At 68.7% G+C, this 20,919-nt stretch carries 13 protein-coding genes; 9 read left to right on the top strand and 4 right to left on the bottom strand.

Translation table 11 applies throughout. From position 1 onward, the window contains the following. Positions 1–22 precede the first annotated feature (22 nt). Positions 23–1,414: a condensation domain-containing protein gene (locus tag DQP57_RS12360; protein ID WP_112633258.1), complete on the bottom strand. Its 1,392-nt coding sequence runs from the start codon at positions 1,412–1,414 to the stop codon at positions 23–25. An 859-nt stretch (positions 1,415–2,273) separates the two neighbouring features. On the opposite strand from DQP57_RS12360, the gene DQP57_RS12355 reads away from it, so the two are divergent. Together DQP57_RS12355 and DQP57_RS12350 are read left to right on the top strand one after the other, a co-directional pair. Continuing rightward, positions 2,274–3,932: an NAD-dependent malic enzyme gene (locus DQP57_RS12355; RefSeq protein ID WP_112633257.1), complete on the top strand. Its 1,659-nt coding sequence runs from the start codon at positions 2,274–2,276 to the stop codon at positions 3,930–3,932. Positions 3,933–4,186: 254 nt separating this feature from the next. After that, positions 4,187–5,503 carry a PPE family protein, SVP subgroup gene (locus DQP57_RS12350; protein WP_112633256.1) on the top strand — a complete coding sequence of 439 codons (1,317 nt, stop codon included), beginning with the start codon at positions 4,187–4,189 and terminating at the stop codon, positions 5,501–5,503. 130 nt (positions 5,504–5,633) lie between these two features. Here the strand turns inward: DQP57_RS12350 and DQP57_RS12345 are convergent, their stop codons facing one another. Continuing rightward, positions 5,634–6,344, bottom strand: a complete 711-nt coding sequence (locus DQP57_RS12345) for an SDR family oxidoreductase (RefSeq protein ID WP_112633255.1) — start codon at positions 6,342–6,344, stop codon at positions 5,634–5,636. Between the two features lie 106 nt (positions 6,345–6,450). On the opposite strand from DQP57_RS12345, the gene DQP57_RS12340 reads away from it, so the two are divergent. Together DQP57_RS12340 and DQP57_RS12335 are read left to right on the top strand one after the other, a co-directional pair. Beyond that, positions 6,451–7,311 carry a LysR family transcriptional regulator gene (locus DQP57_RS12340; protein ID WP_112633254.1) on the top strand — a complete coding sequence of 287 codons (861 nt, stop codon included), beginning with the start codon at positions 6,451–6,453 and terminating at the stop codon, positions 7,309–7,311. A 313-nt stretch (positions 7,312–7,624) separates the two neighbouring features. Further along, positions 7,625–8,686, top strand: a complete 1,062-nt coding sequence (locus DQP57_RS12335; RefSeq protein WP_112633253.1) for a 3-deoxy-7-phosphoheptulonate synthase — start codon at positions 7,625–7,627, stop codon at positions 8,684–8,686. Between the two features lie 9 nt (positions 8,687–8,695). Here the strand turns inward: DQP57_RS12335 and DQP57_RS12330 are convergent, their stop codons facing one another. After that, positions 8,696–9,703, bottom strand: coding sequence for a zinc-dependent alcohol dehydrogenase (locus DQP57_RS12330; protein ID WP_430918990.1), 1,008 nt, complete (start codon positions 9,701–9,703; stop codon positions 8,696–8,698). A gap of 202 nt (positions 9,704–9,905) precedes the next feature. On the opposite strand from DQP57_RS12330, the gene DQP57_RS12325 reads away from it, so the two are divergent. Further along, the gene (locus DQP57_RS12325) at positions 9,906–10,484 is read left to right on the top strand and encodes a TetR/AcrR family transcriptional regulator (protein WP_112633251.1); all 579 of its coding nucleotides are present in this window, start codon (positions 9,906–9,908) and stop codon (positions 10,482–10,484) included. A gap of 15 nt (positions 10,485–10,499) precedes the next feature. On the opposite strand, the gene DQP57_RS12320 is transcribed toward DQP57_RS12325, so the two are convergent. Next, positions 10,500–12,167, bottom strand: coding sequence for a (2,3-dihydroxybenzoyl)adenylate synthase (locus DQP57_RS12320; RefSeq protein ID WP_112633250.1), 1,668 nt, complete (start codon positions 12,165–12,167; stop codon positions 10,500–10,502). Positions 12,168–12,273: 106 nt separating this feature from the next. On the opposite strand from DQP57_RS12320, the gene DQP57_RS12315 reads away from it, so the two are divergent. The 4 genes from DQP57_RS12315 to mbtD are packed head-to-tail and all read left to right on the top strand — an operon-like array spanning position 12,274 to position 20,919. Next, the gene (locus tag DQP57_RS12315) at positions 12,274–15,771 is read left to right on the top strand and encodes a non-ribosomal peptide synthetase (RefSeq protein ID WP_112633249.1); all 3,498 of its coding nucleotides are present in this window, start codon (positions 12,274–12,276) and stop codon (positions 15,769–15,771) included. Positions 15,772–15,779: 8 nt separating this feature from the next. Beyond that, positions 15,780–16,541 (top strand): thioesterase II family protein, encoded by a 762-nt coding sequence (locus tag DQP57_RS12310; RefSeq protein ID WP_112633248.1) that lies wholly within the window; start codon positions 15,780–15,782, stop codon positions 16,539–16,541. Then, on the top strand, positions 16,538–17,878 hold the full coding sequence (locus tag DQP57_RS12305) for a polyketide synthase (protein ID WP_112633247.1): 1,341 nt from the start codon (positions 16,538–16,540) through the stop codon (positions 17,876–17,878). Before DQP57_RS12310 ends, DQP57_RS12305 begins: the two co-directional genes overlap by 4 nt. Next, complete coding sequence (gene mbtD / locus DQP57_RS12300; RefSeq protein WP_112633246.1) at positions 17,878–20,919, top strand: mycobactin polyketide synthase MbtD; 3,042 nt, start codon at positions 17,878–17,880, stop codon at positions 20,917–20,919. Before DQP57_RS12305 ends, mbtD begins: the two co-directional genes overlap by 1 nt.

Here is a 20,919-nt window from a genome sequence, read left to right as displayed (position 1 = left end):
CGGCGACAGGACCGGGCGGGCGTCACCCATCGATACGCGGTCCGGCCTCGGAGACCCGGGTGAACTCGGCGCGCATCGTCTCGACGTAGCGCAAGATCGACCTGCGGGCGATGTCGGTGCCCGGGTAGGCGACCACCAACTGCGTCTTGTCGTGCATGCGGTTGACCCACATGCAGACCGTCTCCGACAGCCGGTTGTCACCCCAGACGCCGGCGCGCAGACCGTCGAAGTAGTCACCGAACGGCAGCTTGCGGATGTCGATGTAGGACAGCATCGGGACCGGGCGGTCCGGGACCTCGATGGGGTTCGAGGACGGGTCCGTCGACTCGAGCAGGTGGTAGTACGGGACCGCGCCCAGGGCCGTGTTGCCGTCGAACGATGCCTGGGCGGCGCTGACCACCTCATCGAATGACGCGCCGGCGGTCGGGATTGCCAGCGGGACGAAGCTGGCCAACCAACCGACCGCCGTGGCGTGTGCGGGATCGCGCCGGTTGTCGAACGGGGTCAGCCCGAAATATGTTGCGGCACCGGTCAACCGGTGCTCTGTCAGGGCGGCGCAGGCGAACACGCCGCCGCTGAAACGCGCCCCCGCGGCGCGGCACGCCGCTTCGAACCGCCGTCCCTGGTCGTCATCGATCAGGTCGAACACGTCGATCGCCCCCGGTGTATCCGCGTTCGACTCGCCCAGTTCCAGGGGAAATTTCGGGAGCGCCCCATTGTTTGCAGCGAGAAAAGCTCGCCACGACTGGATTTCGGGCGACCCTTCGTTCAGGCCGCGGGTGTACGCGTGCTGATTCGCGCTGTATTCGCGATGGCTCGGGGCGGGCGGCAGCGGGCTCTGCGCCCGCTGCAACGCGGCGAAGTACATCGTTTGGATGTCGAGGAAGATCACGCCCGCCGACATGCCATCCGCCCGCAGGTGATCAACGGCGATATAGATGGTGAACCGGTCTTGAGCCTGGATGATCCCGAAGGTGAAGCAGTCCCATTGCAGCGGGTCGGGCGTGTCGAGAAGCAGTTTGCGGATCTGCGTCGGCGCCATCCTGCCGAGATCGGTTGGCTGCAAAGTGATGACTTCAGGGTCGGGAATGACATAGCGAAGGATCTCGTCATCGTCACCGAAGGCAAACCGGTCGTGGTAGGTGTCGTGTCGCCGCAGATGAGTATTGATGGCCTGTGTCATCGCGTCGATATCGCAGACACCGCTGATTTCCCAGGCCCCGATGCACAGCCGGGGGATATCCCGGCCACGACTGACCTGCCGACGGTAGTAGCGAAGATGCTGCGCCTGCTGGTAACTCACCGGGGCGGGATGGTATTGGGCTTCGGCCGCGCGCCGATAGGTCGCCGCGGTGGGGTACCAGGAGACGACGGTGCCCTCGGCTGTCCAGTCCTCAACTGTGCCCAAGAACATGCGCTACCTTTCGTCCGTCAGCTGGCGACGCCGGTCCGGATGACCTTAACGGCAACGCGGATGAATTGCTGAGTAAGTCGGCTGCCGACGCGGTCCAGTTCCGCAGGCCCGGCAAGTGCCATGGGGTGCGCTGCGTCGACCAGTGCGCACGTTTGCTTGGGTTTCCGGTGTTTTCAGCCGGTGCTGCGCATATCGCCAACCAGCGCGGATAAATGACTCGCCGACCCTTCCGCGGCGCAATCATAAAATTCCCCTCTCGGGCCCGCAATCGCACAAGAAGTTCTGCCAACCGATCGTGTGCTCGTGTGAGGTAGTCGACACGCGGGGTCATTTAATTCGTGCATCGTTAACACGGAACTACTGCTCGAACAAGCATTTATCTCGACGTGATGACCCCACCTGTCGATTCCCACCCACAGAGCCGGCGCAATCCTGGCGAGACCACACGGGACGCTTGCGGACCTGCCGAAACGGCGCCTCGGTTTACCATATCGTGATGTACGGCCGTATTGGAATAGTGTCAGTGAAAGATTTCTCGCACCGGTGATCCGGGCAAACAATCGAGGCATCCTCCAAAAGCGCCGCGGCACTGGGCCCTACGTCGCTACCGACGACAACTCGCGTACCGAAGTTCGTGAGAACCGTGGCGCCTGCAGCAAACTGCGCGTCCGCCTAGTGGTCCTCGATCGGAGAGCGCAACCGACCGGGACCCGGACCCCAATCCAAGCGCCATCGAAAAGGCCGTGCGCCGTTTCTCCGAACCCGACAGCTGGGCAGACAAAGCACCGTCGATGACCGATGATGATCTGGACACCGCCGTTTCCCGTTGCCGCGAGAGTCGCAAGAAGGGACGTTGACGATGCCCGAGGAGCTCCGCGGTACGGCCAGACTGTTCGATGCGTTGACCACCAAAGGCACCGCCTTCACCGAGGCCGAGCGCCGGCGATTGGGTCTCCTGGGTCTGTTGCCGACGACGGTGAAGACGCTGGAGCAGCAAGCCGAGCATTGTTGGCACGAATTCTCCACTCGTCGCGATGATCTGGACAAACACATCTATCTGCGGGCATTGCAAGATCGCAACGAAACGCTGTTCTACCGGGTGCTGCGCGACCACATTCCCGAAGCGCTGCCCATCGTCTACACCCCCACCGTGGGCGAGGCCTGTCAGCGGTTCAGTGAGATCTACCGCAGGCCCCGGGGGTTGTTCGTTTCCTACGCCGAGGGTGACTGCCTGGACGAGGTGCTGAGCAACCGGCCGCAGCGCGAGGTCGACGTGATCGTGGTGACCGACGGGCAGCGCATCCTCGGCCTGGGCGACCAGGGGATCGGGGGGATGGGGATCCCTATCGGAAAGCTGTCCCTCTATACCCTGATCGGCGGCATCGATCCCGCGCGAACACTTCCGATCGTGCTCGACGTGGGTACCGACAACAGCGAGCTCCTCGACGATCCCCAATACCTGGGCTGGCGGCACCGGCGCATCGATGACGACGATTACTACGCGTTCATCGACAAGTTCGTCGCCGCGGTGCGCAAGCAGCTGCCCAATGTGTTGCTGCAGTGGGAGGACTTCGCCACGACGCATGCGCTGCCGATCCTGGCCCGCTACCGCGACTCGTTGCTCACGTTCAACGACGACATCCAGGGAACGGCCGCCGTCACACTCGGCGCGCTGCACGGTGCGGCCAAAGTCGCGGGCCGCCCGCTCTCGCAGCAACAGATCGTCATGCTCGGCGCCGGCTCGGCCGGCATCGGAGTGCTCGACATGGTTCGGCGGCAAATGATGAACGAAGGGCTCTCCGAACAGGCTGCCTCGCAGCGCATCTGGGTTGTCGACGTCGTCGGCCTGCTCACCGATGACCGCGCCGACCTGTCTGATGCCCAGCGCGGATTCGCCCAGCCCGCCGGCCGCGTCGCCCGGTGGGGTTTGTCGGGTCCCGCGCAGCTGGCCGACGTCGTCCACCATGTCGACGTGGGCGTGCTGCTCGGCCTGTCGACCGCGGCGGGTGCCTTCACCGAGAGCATCGTGCGCGAGCTCGCCGGCAAGACCGAGCGGCCGATCATCTTCCCGCTGTCCAATCCCACGAGCCGCGCCGAGGCGCGCCCCGCTGAGCTGGATCAGTGGACAGATGGCCGGGCCCTGATCGCCACCGGATCACCGTTCGCGCCGCTACACCGCAATGGTGTGGAACACGCTGTCGCCCAATGCAATAACGTCTATATCTTTCCCGCCATGGGACTCGGGGTGACGGCGGCCCAGGCGACCAGGATCACCGACGAGATGATGCGCGTCGCCGCGGAGACCCTGGGCGAGGCATCGCCCGCCCTCGCCGACCCCGACCAGCCGCTGCTGCCGGCGTGGGCAGACGTGCCCGATGTCGCCCTGCGGATCGGGCACGCGGTCGCCGTGCAGGCGGTCGCGGACGGCGTCGCCCCGAGGCGCAGCGACGCAGAGCTCGCCGACCGCATCGCGCAGGTGCGTTGGCAACCCGAGTACGCCACGTCAGCCAACCCGTGAACGCAGGCGGTCACGGTGCCGAAAGGCCGGTGTGATGATTTTCACTTCCCATTCGTGCTCCAGTCTTGGCCGTGTGCAACGACTTTGGACGCCGCATGAAACGCCAGCGCAGCGGCGCATCCGCCTGACATCCCCGGGGGGCGACGTACCTGGATGCCGACGCCACTGCAGGATTGAGAATCGGCAGCGCGTGGTACCAGGTGGACTTGAGCGGGGGCGAACGACCGGCGCCTCCACGATCCCAGAGGAACTGAATGCACTTCGCGGTATTGCCGCCGGAGGTCAACTCCGGCCGCATGTACGCAGGTCCCGGCTCGGGGCCGCTGCTCGCCGCAGCGACGGCGTGGGATGAGCTGGCCAGTGAACTGCACGCCACGGCGGCCAACATCGAGTCGGTGATCTCGGGGCTCACCGATGAGCCGTGGCAGGGGCCGTCCGCGGCGACGGCCGCGGCCGCGGCTGCGGGCCAGGTGGCCTGGCTGAACGCCACCGCCGAGCAGGCCGCGCAGACCGGCGCTCAGGCCAAAGCCGCTGCGACGGCATATGAGTCGGCATACGCGATGACCGTGCACCCCTCGGTGATCGCGGCCAACCGTTCCCAGTTGGCGTCGCTGGTCGCCACCAACCTGCTGGGCCAGAACACCGCCGCGATCGCGGCCACCGAGGTGGCCTACGGCGAGATGTGGGCCCAGGACGTCGCCGCGATGTACGGCTATGCCGGCGCCTCGCGGGCGGCCGCGCAAGTGACGCCCTTCGCCCCGCCGCAGCAGACGACCAATGAGGGCGGGCTTCCCGCGCAGAACGCCGCCGTCGCCCAGGCTGCCGGCACCGCGGCCGGACGCGTGCAGTCGACACTGTCCAGCAACGCGATGAACGCCGTCCCAAATGCGCTGCAAAGCCTCAGTTCCACGTCGTCGGCGTCGGGACTCGGCGACTTCTCCAGCTTCATGAATCCCTACAACCTGGTGTCGCTCGGCTCGGGGTTCCTGGGCAACGGCGTGGGGCTGATCGGGGTCTCGGGCGCAGCGGGATTCATCTCCGACGCCGAACACAAAATCACCGAGCCGGGGGCGAAGCCGAAGGGCGGAAAGCTCGACGGGCCGGCGGCGCCGCGCCCGTCGACCAAAGCGATGACGGTGTCCGCGGGAATGGGGCGGGCGTCCTCCTTGGGCGGCATGTCGGTGCCGCAGGGCTGGTCCACGGCGGCGCCCGAACTGCGCCTCACCGCGCTCGAGTCGCCCACCGCCAGCGCGGCCCGTCCCGGCCCCGGACCGCTCGGCCACATGCCGCTCTTCGGTGGCGCGCCGTTGATGGGTCTGCCCGGCCGGGGCGCCCCCGACTCCCGGGCGCAGCGATCGGCAGACACGAGCGATATGCCCCGCCGTCAGGTTCCTGCCGGAGCACTGCACGAGCGGGGGAGGCCTTCGCGCAAAACGCCAACGGGGGGAAGCGCCGCCGAGCTGCGTGAAATCACCGACGTGCTAGGCAAACTCGCCGAACTCCGCGCCAGCGGCGCGCTGACCGACACCGAATTCGCCGAACAGAAGCAACGCCTCCTGGGCACCGGCTAACCAGGACGGCGCCGGCGTAGAAAGCCAGCGGGCATACCTTGACTCTGATTTCGCCGAGGGGGCCGCCATGCGTTGCGCGCCAACGATTCTGGCTGGCCCTCCACACCGTCAATCTCACCGATGAGTGTCGCTACGCGGCGATGCTGCCGCCGCCGTCGGCTCGGATGATCTGGCCGGTGATGTAGCCGGCGTCCTCATCCAGCAGGGAGCAGATCGCGTGGGCGATTTCGCGGGGTGTCCCGAGGCGGCGCAGCGGAATCGTCTGCAGGATGCGGGCTTCGCGTTCGGAGCCGACCGGGCTGAGCTCGCGGTACATCTCGGTTTCGATGGGCCCGGGCGCGACGGCGTTGACGGTGATGCCGGACTGTGCCAGCTCGCCGGCCCAGATACGGGTGCACGCTTCCAGCGCCGCCTTCGTCGCCGCATACGGCGTGCGTTCGGGCGTGCCCAGCATGGTCAAGCTGGAGACGTTGACGATGCGCCCCCACCCGTTGGCCAGCATGCCGGGCAGCACCGCCTGAACCACCTGCACGGCGGCGCGCACGTTCAGGTCGTACGTGCTGGCCAGATCGTCCAGATCGATCGAACCGAGTCGGCCGAACCGCGCGACGGCCACGTTGTTGACCACCGCGTCGATGCGCCCGTTCGCCAGGACCCGCCCGAGCACCGCGTCGGTCGCCGCCCGATCGGCCAGGTCCGCCTCGTAGAACTCGCCCGGGAAGTCGTCGGGCCCGGTGCGAGCCACGCCGACCGGAATGTCGCCGGACTTCGCGATCCGGTCGGCGACTGCCCGGCCGATCCCCTTCGATGCCCCGGTGATCAGTACGCGCCTTGCGGTCATGGTGTCCTCCTTCGACGGCCTTCGTATGATTACCTCAACGTTGTGGAATGCCAAATCCTCATAACGTTGTTGGTATGGGCGATGACGTGGCCCTTATGGAGGATCGATGACGACGTTGGCGCAGCTCAGAACCTTCATCACGGTGGTCGACCAGGGCGGCTTCACGGCGGCGAGCCGCCGGCTCGGGTTAAGCCAGCCGGCGGTGAGCCGCACCGTCGCCGCGCTGGAAAAAGAGCTGGGCCTGCCGCTGTTTCTGCGCCGCCGGGACGGGCTCTGCCTGACCGAAGCGGGCGCCGTCGCGCTGACGCATGCGCGAGAAGCGGTGCGGCAGATCGCGTTGATGCGCACCGAGGTCGCCGGCCTGGCGGGCGACATCACCGGGACGCTGAGCCTCGCGAGCCTGCCGTCCGCCACCGCGACGCTCGTCGCCCCCCAACTCCGCGCATTCGCCCAGCGGCATCCGGCCGTCGCCATCCGGCTGCTCGAGGGCAGCGAGCAAGAGATTCGGGATTGGCTCGACCAGGGGGCCGCCGAAGCCGGTGTGGTCAGCCTGCCCAGCAAGGGCCTCGACGTCGCGGTCCTCGGCGAACAGGACATGGTTGCGGTGGTACCGGCCGACAACTGGCTGGCGGCCAAGGACGTCGTCACCTACGCCGACCTGGCCAAGGAACCGTTCGTTCGCGGGACCGGCGGTTGTGCGGAGGTGTTCATGCCGATCGCGCGGCGCGAAGGGGTCGAGTTCGACCTGGCCTTCGAGGCGCGCGAGATTGCGGCGACGCTCGAGATCGTGCGCGCCGGGCTGGGCGTGAGCATCCTGCCCAGCGCCGGCCTGCCCGATCTGCCCGGCGTCGCGGTGCGTCCGCTGCTGCCCCAGACCGTGCGGCGCCTCGGCGTCGCGGTCTCCGCGAGTGCGTCCGCGCCCGCGCGCGCGTTCCTCGATCAGATCGCGGAGCTGAAGCGGCGCTGATTCGCTTGGGCCAGCGCGGTTTTGAGCCCCGCTCGGACTCGCCCCGGTCCGCAACCACCCGCGCGCCGAGACGCGCTTTCGGCCGCGCCGCACCGACGTGGTATCTTCGCCGACGTGAATATCGGCGTGCGCGCGTATTGGCGCTTTATCGTGGCTCCGGGTGGAGCCAGCGATGCGGCGGCCGATTGACGCACGCGCACGACTGATACCCGGAGCCCAGCAGTGACCACACGGTCGCTGCTTTTCGTTTTTCAGGGCATCGGGAACCAGCGGGCGTGCCCTGGGAGCCATCACAGAAAGGCACACACCCCACATGTCCATCATCAATTGCGAGACGGCGACCGTCGATACGTCCGATCACCGGATCGTCTCGTTCCGGGAACTGTCGGCACCGGCGGTGATCCGCACGGAACTACCGTTGACCGCGCGGCGTGCCCAGGCCGTCCAGCGCGATCGCGACGAGATCTCGGCGATCCTGGCCGGTGCTGACGACCGGCTGTTGCTGGTGGTCGGCCCGTGCTCGGTGCACGACCCGGTCGCGGCGCTCGATTACGCACGCCGGCTCGCCCCGATGGCCGCCGAGTACGCGGATCGGCTGAAGATCGTGATGCGCGTCTACTTCGAAAAGCCGCGGACCACCGTCGGGTGGAAGGGACTGATCAACGACCCCAACATGGACGGCAGCTTCGACGTCGAGCGGGGGATACGCATGGCGCGTGGATTATTGCTCGACGTCATCGACGTCGGCCTCCCGGTGGGATGCGAGTTCCTGGAGCCCACCAGCCCGCAGTACATCGCCGACGCCGTCGCCTGGGGCGCGATCGGCGCGCGGACCACCGAGTCGCAGGTGCACCGCCAGTTGGCGTCGGGCCTGTCGATGCCGGTCGGGTTCAAGAACGGCACCGACGGCAACGTCCAGGTCGCCATCGACGGGGTCAAAGCCGCTGCGGCGCCGCACCATTTCTTCGGCACCGACAACTTCGGTCGCGCGGCCGTGGTCGAGACCATGGGCAATCCCGACTGTCACGTGATCCTTCGGGGCGGCACCACCGGACCCAACTACGACACCGCCTCGGTAACCACCGCGATCGAACGGCTAAGCAAGGCAGGACTTTCCGGGCAGGTCATGATCGACTGCTCACATGCCAACTCGGCCAAAGACCATGTGCGGCAGGCCGAGGTCACCGCGGAGGTGACCGCGCGCATCGCCGCGGGCGAGCGCGGCATTGCCGGTCTGATGCTGGAGAGCTTCCTGATCGCCGGTGCTCAATCGCTCGGCGGGGAGCTGGTCTACGGCCAGTCCGTGACCGATCGGTGCATGGACTTCGACACCACGGCGGGCCTGTTGGCCGGACTGTATGCGGCGATGGGTTGATCGTCGAGGTCAGTCGCCCAGCACGAAGATGGGCTTGCTGCCCGCCGCATCCGAGGTCAGGACGTCTGGGATTTCGGCCCAGTCGTAGGTGCCGCTGGTGATCAGGTCGGGGTGCAGTGTGCCCGCGGCAACCGCATCGAGGGTCGGAGTCATGTTCGGGCGGGCGTGGCCCTTGCCGTTGTGAAAGTGCACACCGCGCACGTAGAGCTGCAGCATCGGCAAGGCTAAATCCTGGAAGTAGATGCCGACGCTGTTGACGTGCCCTTCCGGCATCACCGACAGCAGAGCCTTGCGCAGCCGGTCGGGGTCGGCCGAGGCGTCCACGGCAAGGTGAAAATCCTTCTCGCGCTTGCCGTTGATGTCGTGAACCTGCGCGCCGAGCTTCTCGGCGATGGCCATCCGATCGTCGTTGTCGTCGTAGTAGACGGTTCGCGCCTTCGCGCAGTGCACGGCCACATCGACGCAATACAGACCGATGGAGCGGGTCCCGCCGAAGATCGCGATCTGCGGGTCGGCGATCCCGGCGATGGTCGGCATCACGGTCTCCCATCCCAGCGCGAGGTTGTCGCCGATGGAGGCCAGATGGATTGGATCGATCCCGGCGGGCAGCGGCGCCAGGTTGTAGTCGGCGTAGGGGACCCGGATGAGCTCGGAGAAGGTGCCGCCCCAGAAGCCGTTGACGGGAAGTCCGTACTGAGCGTCACCGTGGTGGACGCACCGCGCGGGATGCCCGAGCTCGCACTGAGGGCAAGTGCCGCAGGCGATGTGCCAGGCCACGCCGACGAGGTCTCCGACAGCGACCGTGGAGCAGTCGGGGCCGACCTCGATGACGGTGCCAATGCATTCGTGGCCCAGCGGGAATGGGCCGAGGTTCGAAAAAGGGGTCTTCCCGGCGATCACCTCGTGGTCGAGGTCGCAGGTGGTGGCTGCCAGCGGACGCACCAGGGCGTCGGCCGCCTCGACGATTTGGGGCGCATCGACCTCCTCGAAGCGAAGCTGACGCGGGCCGACGAACATCACAGTCTTCACAAGAGCTCCTCGAATTCCGGACAGCGCGGCGTGCTGGTTGGCGCCGAAAGACGTTTGGACAACAGGCAATTCGTGGACGCGACGCCAGTTTTCGTCACGGGTTCCGCTCAGCTCGTCGCGTTATAACACTCGCTATAACCAGGCCCACGCTAGACTATAACGGTCGTCATAGCAAGGAGGGGCCTCAACAGTGGCCGAGAACACATCGAGCTCGCGCGCACGCATGGTTGCCGGGGCCGCCGACATGATCAGCCGCCGGGGCCTCAACGCGACCAGCGTGCGCGATCTGGCCAAGCACACCAAGGCCCCGTTGGGTTCGACCTACCATTATTTCCCCGGCGGCAAATACGACCTGGCGACCGAGGCCGTGCGGTGGACCGACCAGATCACCACGAAAATACTGATCGAAGAGCTGAAGGCCGGACCGTTGGCGGGCCTGCTGGCGTTCCTGGCGATATGGCGGAAAGTGGTACTGGACAGCGATTTTCACGCGGGATGCCCCGTGCTCGCCGTCGCGGTGGAAGACCTGCCTGACGAACAGTCCGCGCCGCGTGAGGCGGCGGGCGCCACCTTCGGCAACTGGACTGCGCTGCTGGCTCAATCGATGCAGCAGCACGGCGCCAGCGCGCCCGACGCCCGACGCATCGCCACCCTGGTCGTTGCCGCGGTTGAGGGCACGGTCGCGATGTGTCGCGCCCAGCGCTCCATCGAACCCCTGGATCAGGTCACGGCCGAACTCACCCGGATCGTGGGCGAGACCCTTGGCTAGCGGCGAGAGACGTCGTCAGCCTGGGCTGGGCGACCGCTGTCGCGCCGAAACCTGACCGGCGATCGCCTTTTTGTCGATCTTGCCGATCGGGGTGGTGGGCAGCGACGTCATCGCCACCAAGACGTCGGGGCGGGCGTGCGCGGCCACACCGCGCTCGTCGAGATAGCCGTTCAGTTCTGTCAGCGACAGTTCAGGGCCGTTGAAAACCACTGCCGCACAGATCTTCTCGCCCAGGTAGGGGTCGGGCAGCGCGACCGCGGCGGCCGAGAAGATCGCCGGATGGCTGTGCAGCTGCTCCTCCAGGTCCGCCGCCGAAACGGTCTCTCCGCCACGGCAAATCACGTCTTTGACCCGACCGGTCACCACCAGATAGCCGTCGTGACGCAGCCGCACCACGTCACCGCTGCGGAAGAACCCTTGCGCGTCGAAGCTGCGCTCGTTGTCGCGCTCGGCCCGAAAGTAACCGTTGAACGTGTACGGTCCGCGGACCAGCAGCTCCCCTTCCTCGCCCGGGGCTACCGGCTTTCCCTCCGCATCGACGACGCGCAGTTCGTCCGCCGCGGACAGGGGCCGCCCCTGGGTCTGTTCGATGAGTTCCGGGGGATCGTCGAGGCGCGTGTAGTTCAGCAGCCCCTCCGCCATCCCGAACACCTGCTGCAGGCCCGGGGTCAGCGCGCTGCGCACCAGGCGGGCATCCTCGGCTTCCAGCTTAGCGCCACCAACCTGCAAGAGCCGCAGCGTCTTTGGCGTCACGGGTTCCCAGTCGCACGCGTGCGCCCACAGCTTGGCCAACGCCGGCACCAGGGCGGTCACCGTGACGCCGTGGCGCGCGATGGCGGCGAAGGCCGCTTCGGGGCTGGGGTCGGTGCCGAACACGGTGGTGGCGCCGACCGTCATCGCGCCGAGCAGACCCGGGCAGGCGAGCGGGAAGTTGTGCCCGGCCGACAGCACCGCCAAGTAGACGTCGTCGCGGGTGAGTCCGCAGAGTTCGGCGCTGGCCTTCGCGTTGAAGACGTAGTCGTCGTGGGTGCGGGGGATGAGCTTGGGCGTGCCCGTGGTGCCGCCCGAAACCAGCAGCAGCGCAGGCGATCCCGGATCGGGCATCGCAGGCGCTGCGCCGGTGACCGCCCGTTCGCGCAGTCGCGCCCACGAGGTGAACGGCCCCGGGTCGCCGTCGACGATGACGTGCTTGAGCGCGTCGTACCGCTCGACGAGCCCCTGCGCCATGGTTCGGTAGTCGAATCCGCCTGCGGTGTCGGCGATCAGCAGCCCGGTGGCCCCGCTGACCGCGGCGAAATGCCCTAGTTCGGTGGCCCGGTGACCGGGGAGGCACATCACCGGGATCGCCCCGGCCCGCAGGATGCCGAACAGGGCGACCGCGAACTGACAGCCGTTCGGCAATTGCAGCAGCACCCGGTCGCCCGGCGCGATGCCCGCGCCGCGCAGTCCATCGGCCGCGCGGTTGGCCTGGTCGTCCAGGTCCGCATAACTGAAGCCGGTGTCGCCCATGGCGTCGAGGACGGCGATTCGATCGGGCCAGTGCCGGGCCGCGTCGGTCAGGATCGTGTCCAGGGTCCGTCCCGTCCAGTAACCGGCCGCCCGATAGGCGGCGCTCCGTTCGGCGGGAAAGGGCACAAACCCGTCGAGGACTCCGGCCGGCGGCCGCGGTGTGTTCGGGCTCATGGCTCCTTCAGAGGGGGCTTCGCACGGGGCTAGTAGCGGGGACGCAGGGAGTAAGGATAGGGTAACCAAAAAATTAGGGCAGCCTGTGCTAATTCAGGGAGGGTCTGTGGTGCACGCCTCGGCACGCTCGGAGGACATCCGGGCGGAGGTGGCCGAACTGCTCGGCGTCGACGTCGATGCAGTTCAGCCGGGTAACAACCTCATCAGCCAGGGCCTGGACTCGATCCGCATCATGACGTTGGCCGGCCGCTGGCGCCGTCAGGGCATCGCCATCGACTTCGCCACCCTGGCCGAGCAGCCGACGATCGACGCCTGGACCCGCCTGGTCACCGCCGGCGGGCAAAGCGCCGACCACCAGACCCTTCCCACGCCCGGGGGCGGTGAGCCAGCGGCCGAGGACGAGCCGTTTCCCCTGGCCCCGATGCAGCACGCGATGTGGGTGGGCCGCCACGATGACCAGCAGCTCGGTGGCGTCGCCGGTCACCTCTACGTCGAATTCGACGGTGGACCGATCGACCCCGAGCGGCTGCGCGCGGCGGCGACCGCGCTGGCACGCCGCCATCCGATGCTGCGCGTGCGCTTCCTGCCCGACGGCATCCAGCGCATCACCCCGGCCGACCAGACCGGCGCCTTCCCGGTCGACGTCGAGGACCTGCGGGAGCTGAGCGCCGACGAGGTCGAGCGGCGGCTCGCCGACATCCGCGACGTGAAATCCCACCAGCAGCTCGACGGCGCGGTGTTCGAACTGGCGGTGACGCTGCTGCCGTCCGAGCGCTCGCGGCTGCACGTCGACCTGGACATGCAGGCCGCCGACGCGATGAGCTACCGCACCCTGATGGGCGACCTCGCGGCCCTCTATGGCGGCCGCGACCTCCCCGAGCTGAGCTACACCTACCGGCAGTACCGCCAAGCCATCGAGGCCGAAGAGGCCCAGCCCCGACCGGCCCGCGAGGCCGACCGGGACTGGTGGGCGCGGCGCCTGCCGGAGCTGCCCGACCCGCCTGCGTTGCCGTCCACCGGCGGCCGCGGCCGCACGCAGAGCACCCGGCGCTGGCACTGGCTGGACCCGCAAACCCGCGATGCGCTGTTCGCCCGCGCCCAGGCGCGGGGCATCACCCCGGCGATGGCGCTGGCCGCGGGATTCGCCAATACCCTGGCGCGCTGGTCGACCACCTCGCGCTTTCTGCTGAACGTCCCGCTCTTCGGGCGCCAGGCCCTGCACCCCGACGTCGACGCGTTGGTCGGTGACTTCACCTCCTCGCTGCTGCTCGACATCGATCTCGCCGGCGCGAACACCGCGGCCGCGCGGGCGCAGGTGGTGCAGGACGCGATGCGCACGGCAGCCGCCCATTCCGCCTATCCCGGGCTGTCGGTGCTGCGCGACCTCAGCCGTCATCGCGGCACCCAGGTGCTCGCCCCGGTGGTGTTCACCAGCGCGCTGGGGCTCGGTGAACTGTTCAGCCGCGAGGTGACCGACCGATTCGGCACCCCGGGATGGATCATCTCCCAGGGGCCGCAGGTGCTGCTCGACGCGCAGGTCACCGAGTTCAACGGCGGCGTACTGGTGAATTGGGATGTGCGCGAAGGCATGTTCCCCCCGGGCGTCATCGACGCCATGTTCGGCTACCACATCGACGAGCTGCTCCAGTTGACCTACGCCGACGACTCCTGGGACGCGCCGGGCCCCCCGGCGCTGCCCCAGGCGCAGCGCGCGGTGCGCGAGGCGGCCAACGCGCGTACCGCGGAACCCAGCGGAGAAGCCTTGCACGACGGGTTCTTTCGGCAGGCCGCGCGGCGGCCCGACGCTCCGGCGGTGTTCGCGAGTACCGGCGACCTCAGCTACGCCCAATTGCGCGACCAGGCGCTGGCGGTGGCCGCGGCGCTGCGCGACGCCGGTGTGGCCGCCGGCGACACGATCGCGATCATGGGACCGAAGACCGCCGAGCAGATTCCGGCCCTGCTGGGCATCCTGACCATCGGCGCCGTGTACCTGCCGATCGGCGCCGACCAACCGCGCGATCGCGCCGAGCGCATCCTCGAATCCGGTGCGGTGAGCCTGGCCCTGGTGTGCGGCGGACGGCCGCTGTCCGTGCCGCTCCGCGAACTGGTGCTGGCCGATGTCCTTCGCGGCGCGGCCTCGAGCGCCGAGATTACTTCAGCGAGAGTCGATCCCGCCGCGCTCGCCTACGTGTTGTTCACCTCGGGCTCCACCGGCGAGCCCAAGGGGGTCGAGGTCACCCACGACGCGGCGATGAACACCGTGGAATTCATCGGCCGCCACTTCGAGATCGGCGCGGGCGATCGATGCCTGGCCCTGTCGACCCTGGAGGGCGACATCTCGGTGATGGACGTCTTCGTCACCCTGCGCACCGGCGGGTCCATCGTGGTGGTCGACGAAGCGCAGCGGCGTGATCCCGACGCCTGGGCCCGGCTCATCGAGCGCCACCAGGTCACGGTGCTCCACTTCATGCCCGGCTGGCTGGAGATGCTGATCGAAGTCGGGCGCGGACGACTGTCCTCGGTGCGGGTGATCCCCACCGGCGGTGACTGGGTGCGGCCCGAGGTGGTGCGCCGCCTACAGGCCGAAGCGCCCAACCTACGCTTCGCGGGCCTCGGTGGTGCGACCGAAACCCCGGTGCACAACAGCATTTTCGAGGTGACCGAGACGATACCGGAGGATTGGACGGCATTGCCGTTCGGCGTCCCGCTTCCCAACAACGCCTGCCGCGTCGTCGACGACACCGGCGCCGACTGCCCCGACTGGGTGCCCGGCGAATACTGGGTGTCCGGCCGTGGCATCGCGCGCGGCTACCGCGGGCGCCCGGATCTCACCGCCGAACGCTTCGTCGAGCATGACGGCCGAATCTGGTACCGCACAGGCGATCTGGTGCGTTACTGGCCGGACGGCACCCTCGAATTCGTGGGCCGGGCCGACCACCGGGTCAAGATCAGCGGCTATCGCGTCGAGCTGGGTGAGATCGAGACCGCGCTGCGGCGGGTGCCCGGGGTGCGCACTGCGGTGGCCGCGCTGATCGCCGTGTCCGGCGAGTCCGACGTGCTGGCCGCGCAGGTGTGCACAGACGACGCCTCCCTGACCGCCGAGCGCATCCGGCAGCGCCTCGCTGACCTCGTGCCCGCGCACATGGTCCCGCGCCACATCACGGTAGTGGAGCGGATCGGGTTCACCGATGCCGGAAAGCTCGACCGCCGGGCCGTCGCGCGCGAATTGCAAACCGCCGTGGCGCAATCGCAGCGGCCGGGCCACCGGGCGCCGTCGACGCCGCTGGAATCCGCACTGGCACTCATCGTCGGCGAGCTGCTCGGCCGGGAGAACATCGGGGTCGACGACGACTTCTTCGCGCTCGGCGGTGACTCGGTGCTCGCCACCCAGGCGGTGGCGAGAATTCGGGCCTGGCTCGACGCACCGGACATCATGGTCGCCGACATCTTCGCCAATCGAACCGTGTCGACGCTGGCCGCGGTGCTCGGTGCCGGCGAGGACGACCCCGGCCGGCTCGACCAGGTCGCCGAGCTCTATCTGGAGGTGATCGGCATGGACGCCGAATCGGTTCTGGCGGCCACTCAGCAACCCGCGAAATCGTAGACTGCGCAATGACATTGGATAACCTGATCGCCGTGTCCGGTACGTTCCCGTCCTGGATCAAGCTGACCTCGGGCCGCGACAACGGCTCCTCCACCGGAGCCACCGTGGTGTTCCCGCACGCCGGCGCGGCCGCCGCAAGCTACCGGGTGCTGGCGGCCGCGCTGGCCGCCGGCGGCGACACTTACGTCGTTCAGTACCCGCAACGGGCCGACCGCCTCAGCGAACCCGGCCACGACAGCGTGCACGACCTGGCCGCCAGCCTCTTCCAGGCGGCACCATGGTCCACCGTCGCACCGCTGAAGTTGTTCGGGCACAGCATGGGCGCCGTCGTCGCCTTCGAGTTCGCCCGTGTCGCCGAGACGCACGGCGCAGCCGTGCACAAGCTCTGGGTATCGGCGGGCCCGCCGCCGTGCGTCGTCGCCGAGATGCCCGAACTGCCGACCAGTGACGACGGGCTGCTGGCCGACATCGCCGATCTGGGCGGCACCGACCCCGAACTGCTTGCCGACGAAGAGTTCTCCGAACTGATCACCACCGCGGTGCGCGCCGACTACCAGGCTTTCAACGGCTACGATCCCAGCCCCGATGTTCGCATCGGTGCAGACATCCATGTGCTGGGCGGCCACGACGACCACCGCATCGCCACCGACGTGCTGCGGCAGTGGGAAAGGCACACCGCCGGGTCCTTCGCCTTGTCGTTGTACGACGGCGGGCACTTCTACGTCTACGACCACGTCGAAGCGATCGCCGCGCAGGTGAATGCCGGATGACATCGATGTCTGACGATGGGTTTGACGTGGGCCTCGACGCCGCGCACGCCGACCCGGTCGTGATCGTGGGAATGGGTGTGGAGGCGCCCGGCGGCATCGAAACCGCCGACGCTTACTGGGATCTGCTGGCACACGGCCGGGAGGCGCTGGGCCCGTTTCCCACCGACCGTGGTTGGGCGGTGCGTGAACTGCTCGCCGGCTCGCGCCGCAGCGGCTTCAAGGAGATTCATGACCGCGGCGGCTTCCTCACCGGGGCAACCACATTCGATCCGGAGTTCTTCGGCATCTCGCCCCGCGAGGCCGTCGTGATGGACCCGCAGCAGCGGGTCGCGTTGCGGGTGGCCTGGCGGGCGTGCGAGAACAGCGGCATCAACCCCGACGACCTGGCCGGGCACGATGTGGGCTGCTTCGTCGGTGCCTCGGCCACCGGCTACGGGCCCGAAATGGCCCAATTCTCCGAACACAGCGGGCATCTGCTCGCCGGGACCGCACTGAGCGTCATCTCGGGTCGCATCGCCTACACGCTGGGACTGGCCGGGCCGGCACTGACTTTGGATTCCTCGTGCGCGTCCGCGCTGGTGGCCTTCCACGTCGCGGTGCGCTCGCTGCAGAACCACGACTGCGATCTGGCGATCGCGGGCGGGGTCAACGTGCTGGGCTCACCGGGCTTTTTCGTCGAATTCTCCAAGCAACACGCGCTCTCCGACGACGGATACTGCCGCCCCTACAGCGCGCAGGCCAGCGGAACCGTCTGGGCCGAGGGAGCGGCGATGTTTGTGTTGCAACGTAAATCGGCCGCGTTGCGCGCCGGCCGGCGGATCGTCGCCGAGGTGCGGGCCACCGCGATGAATCAGGACGGGCGCAGCGCCGGTCTGAGCGCGCCCAGCGGCGAGGCCCAGGTCCGGCTGTTCCAGCGGGCCATCGACCAGGCCGGGATCAAGCCCGACGAGGTGGGGATGATCGAGGGGCACGGCACGGGCACCCGTCTCGGCGACCGAACCGAGTTGCGCTCGCTGGCCCAGACCTACGGCGACACCGAGCCCGGCGCCGGAGCCTTGCTGGGTTCGGTGAAATCCAACGTCGGTCACTCATTGGCCGCCGCCGGCGCGCTGGGTCTGGCCAAGGTGCTGGTCGCCGCCGAGCACGGCGCCGTCCCACCCACCCTGCACGCCGGCGACGCCAGCCCCGAAATCGACTGGGACAAGCAGGGTTTACGGTTGGCCCAGAACTTGACACCGTGGCCGGCCATCGACGGGCAGCGCACCGCCGCGGCGTCCGCGTTCGGGATCGCCGGCACCAACGCGCATCTGATCGTCTCCGTCCCCGAGGTCGCATGATGCCCACCCATGGCCTGCCCGACGGGCGTATCCCGGTGCTGCTGAGTGCCCACGACCCAGAGCTGATCCGCCGCGACGCCGCCGCCATCGCCGATTACGTGGGCCGCGTGGCGAATTCGGCAGACCTGACCGACGCGGTCGCCGCCACCCTGCTGCGGTTGCGGCGCATACGACGGCACCGCGCGGTGGTGCGAGCGGCGGACAGCACCGAGCTCGTCGCGGGACTGTCGGCGATCGCCGGCGGGGAGGAGCACGAGCTGGTCTCGTACTCCGCGAAGACGACGCCGCCGCGCGTCGCGTTCGTCTTCCCCGGCCAGGGCAATCAATGGCAGGCGATGGGCGCCGGCGCCTACCAACTGTTACCGGCCTACCGCGAGGCCGCCGACCGGTGCGCGCACGCTTTCGGCGCCGCCGGATTCGCCTCCCCGCTGCCGTATTTGGTCGGCGACGCAGAACGCAACTGGTCACGCCCCGAGATCCAGGCCGCCCAGTTCACCCACGCGGTGAGCCTGGCCGAGGCGTGGCGGTCCTGCGGGGTACTGCCGGACATGACCATCGGTCACAGCCTCGGCGAGGTGGCGGCGGCCTATGTGGCAGAAGCGATATCGCTGCCCGACGCGGTCGCGTTAGTCGTCGCCCGCGCCACCGTGGTCGACCAGCTCACCGGCCACTACGCCATGGCGGTGCTCGGGACGGGTCTCGAGGCCGCCGAGGCGCTGCTCGCGCAGGCCCCGGGCTGGCTGGAAGTGTCGGCGGTCAACGGGCCGTCGTCGACCGTGGTCGCCGGTGATCACGACGCGGTGGCCGCCGTGGTGGCGCTGGCCCAACGGCGCGCAATCTTCAGCCAGCAGCTGTCCGTCGACTATCCCGGACACACCAGTGCGCTACGGCCGTTGCGGGCGAGCCTGGCCGAGCTGACACCGAAGTCGACCTTCCGGGATGCCGCGGTGCGCTTCATCGGCTCCACGCTGGGCGCCGAGCTGGGGGAGGCGACCGACTTCTCCGGCTATTGGTATGAAAACCTCTGCGGTACCGTGCGATTCGACCTCGCCGTGCAGCATGCCCGCAGCTGCGGGGCGGACACCTTCGTGGAACTCTCCGCGCACCCGTCGCTGCTGTACCCGCTGGGCGACATCGTCGACGACGAGTCGGCCGTCATCGTCGGCTCGGGCCATCGCGACCGACCCATCACCGAGTCATTGTCGGCGAGCATCGCCGCCCTCGCGACCGCCGACCCCGGGTTCCGCTGGGCCGACGCGGTTGCCACGACCGACCGGCCTGCGCTGCGCGGCTTCCCGAATGCGCCGATGCGTGCGGTGCACCTGTGGGCGGCCCCGCGGCGGGTGACCGAGGCGGCGCCGGCGCCGGCGCTCACCGTGGCCGTCGAGGACTGGCAACCGGCCACGGCGCCGGTCACACCCAGCGCCCGCACGCTCGACATCGCCTTCGTCGGTGCGGGCACCCCGACGCAGCGGCTCCTCGATGCCGTTGCCGCACACGACGGGTGCCGAACCGTGCCGGCCGACGAGGCGGACATCCTCGTGATCGCCGCCCCGGAACTCGACACGCTCGAACCCGCCGCCGCCATCGACCTGATCGCCGGGCGGCCCGACGCGGGCCTACCCGATTACCCCGCGCTCATCGGCCCCCGCTGCCGCGCCGTCTGGATGCTCACCGCCGGTGCCGAACACGTCGACCGCGACGACTCCCACGTGTCTCCCGCGCAGGCGGCGCTGGCGGCCATGCATCGCAGCGTCGGCTTCGAATTCCCAGACCAGGCATTCGGGCATCTGGACCTCGAACGCCGCGAGATCGACGCCGCCACGGCACGAACCGTCATCGACGTGCTGCTGGGTGAGCCGGCCGAGGTCGCGGTGCGGGGCATCGAATCACCGCGACGCCACGTCCGGACGTTCCGTGCGTGCGGCGAATCGGCGACCCAGCGCCCGCTCGATGCGGCCGCGCTCGACGACGTGGTGATCACCGGGGGCAGCGGCGCCATCGGCCTGCAGTACGCGCGGTATTGCCTGGAACGCGGCGCCCGGACCGTCACCTTGTTGAGCCGCAACGGTGTTGATCCGGCGGTTCTGCGCGAGCTCATCGGCGAGTATGACGCCAATGTGCATGCCCCCCACTGCGATATCACCGATCGCGACGCGGTGGCCACCGTCGCCGCCGAATACGCGGGGCCCGGCGCGTCACTGCTGATCCACACGGCGGGCATCGCCCAGGCCCGCTCACGTTCGGATCTCAGCGGTGCTGACGTGGCCGCGGTGTGCGCGGCCAAAGTGCGCGGACTGGCGGTGCTGGCCGACGTCTGGCCGCTGCGGCCGGAGTGCCGGATCCTGGCCTGCTCATCGGTGTTCGGGGTCTGGGGCGGACACAACCACGCGGCCTACGCGGCGTCCAACCGGATGCTCGACGTGCTGGCCGCCCAGTTGCGCGCCGCGGGCCGCGACTGCACGGCGATCCGCTGGGGCCTATGGCAGGGCGCCGGGGTCGTCGCGGGCAACGAGATCACCCGTACCGAGCGCTCCGGCCTGGTGGCCATCGAGCCGCAGCGGGCGATCGCCGCGAGCCTGTATCGCTACGACGGCGACCCGCTGATTTTCGACGCCGACTTCGAGCGGCTTCAGGTGTTCTTCGAAAGCCAGGGCATGCCAATGCCATTCAGCGTGGCGCGCGCCGCCGAGGACGAGGCAAGCGATATCTCGGTCGAAAAGCCGCTCGCCGACATCGTGCGCGGCGAATTGGCGGCGACGCTGCACCTGGGTGATTCGCTGTCGATCGACCCCGCCACCTCGCTGATCGACCTGGGCGTGGACTCGTTGCTCGCACTCGATTTGCGCAAACGGCTGCGCCGGACGGTAGGGAACTCGGTTCCGGTGTCCCGCATGCTCGGCGGCATCACGGTGACCGAGCTGATCGACGCGTTGCGGGACGACTCAACGCCGGCGGCGACGCCGTCATTCGAGCGCGCCGGCACCGCCAACGGCGCGCACCACTCAACGCTCGCAATGCTAGAAAGGTTGGACTCCTAG

It is taken from the genome of Mycobacterium colombiense, assembly GCF_003284935.1.
GTDB classification, from domain to species: Bacteria; Actinomycetota; Actinomycetes; order Mycobacteriales; family Mycobacteriaceae; genus Mycobacterium; species Mycobacterium arosiense_A.
This window is presented reverse-complemented; position numbering and strand designations above follow the sequence as displayed.

What these genes read in the sequence shown, in the direction of transcription:
- DQP57_RS12340 (WP_112633254.1), top strand. Translation starts at nt 6,451, where the DNA reads ATGACGACGTTGGCGCAGCTCAGAACCTTCATCACGGTGGTCGACCAG.
- DQP57_RS12330 (WP_430918990.1), bottom strand. Translation starts at nt 9,703, where the DNA reads ATGTTCGTCGGCCCGCGTCAGCTTCGCTTCGAGGAGGTCGATGCGCCC.
- DQP57_RS12310 (WP_112633248.1), top strand. Translation starts at nt 15,780, where the DNA reads ATGACATTGGATAACCTGATCGCCGTGTCCGGTACGTTCCCGTCCTGG.
- DQP57_RS12345 (WP_112633255.1), bottom strand. Translation starts at nt 6,344, where the DNA reads ATGACCGCAAGGCGCGTACTGATCACCGGGGCATCGAAGGGGATCGGC.
- DQP57_RS12320 (WP_112633250.1), bottom strand. Translation starts at nt 12,167, where the DNA reads ATGAGCCCGAACACACCGCGGCCGCCGGCCGGAGTCCTCGACGGGTTT.
- DQP57_RS12360 (WP_112633258.1), bottom strand. Translation starts at nt 1,414, where the DNA reads ATGTTCTTGGGCACAGTTGAGGACTGGACAGCCGAGGGCACCGTCGTC.
- DQP57_RS12335 (WP_112633253.1), top strand. Translation starts at nt 7,625, where the DNA reads ATGTCCATCATCAATTGCGAGACGGCGACCGTCGATACGTCCGATCAC.
- DQP57_RS12355 (WP_112633257.1), top strand. Translation starts at nt 2,274, where the DNA reads ATGCCCGAGGAGCTCCGCGGTACGGCCAGACTGTTCGATGCGTTGACC.
- mbtD (WP_112633246.1), top strand. Translation starts at nt 17,878, where the DNA reads ATGCCCACCCATGGCCTGCCCGACGGGCGTATCCCGGTGCTGCTGAGT.
- DQP57_RS12305 (WP_112633247.1), top strand. Translation starts at nt 16,538, where the DNA reads ATGACATCGATGTCTGACGATGGGTTTGACGTGGGCCTCGACGCCGCG.
- DQP57_RS12350 (WP_112633256.1), top strand. Translation starts at nt 4,187, where the DNA reads ATGCACTTCGCGGTATTGCCGCCGGAGGTCAACTCCGGCCGCATGTAC.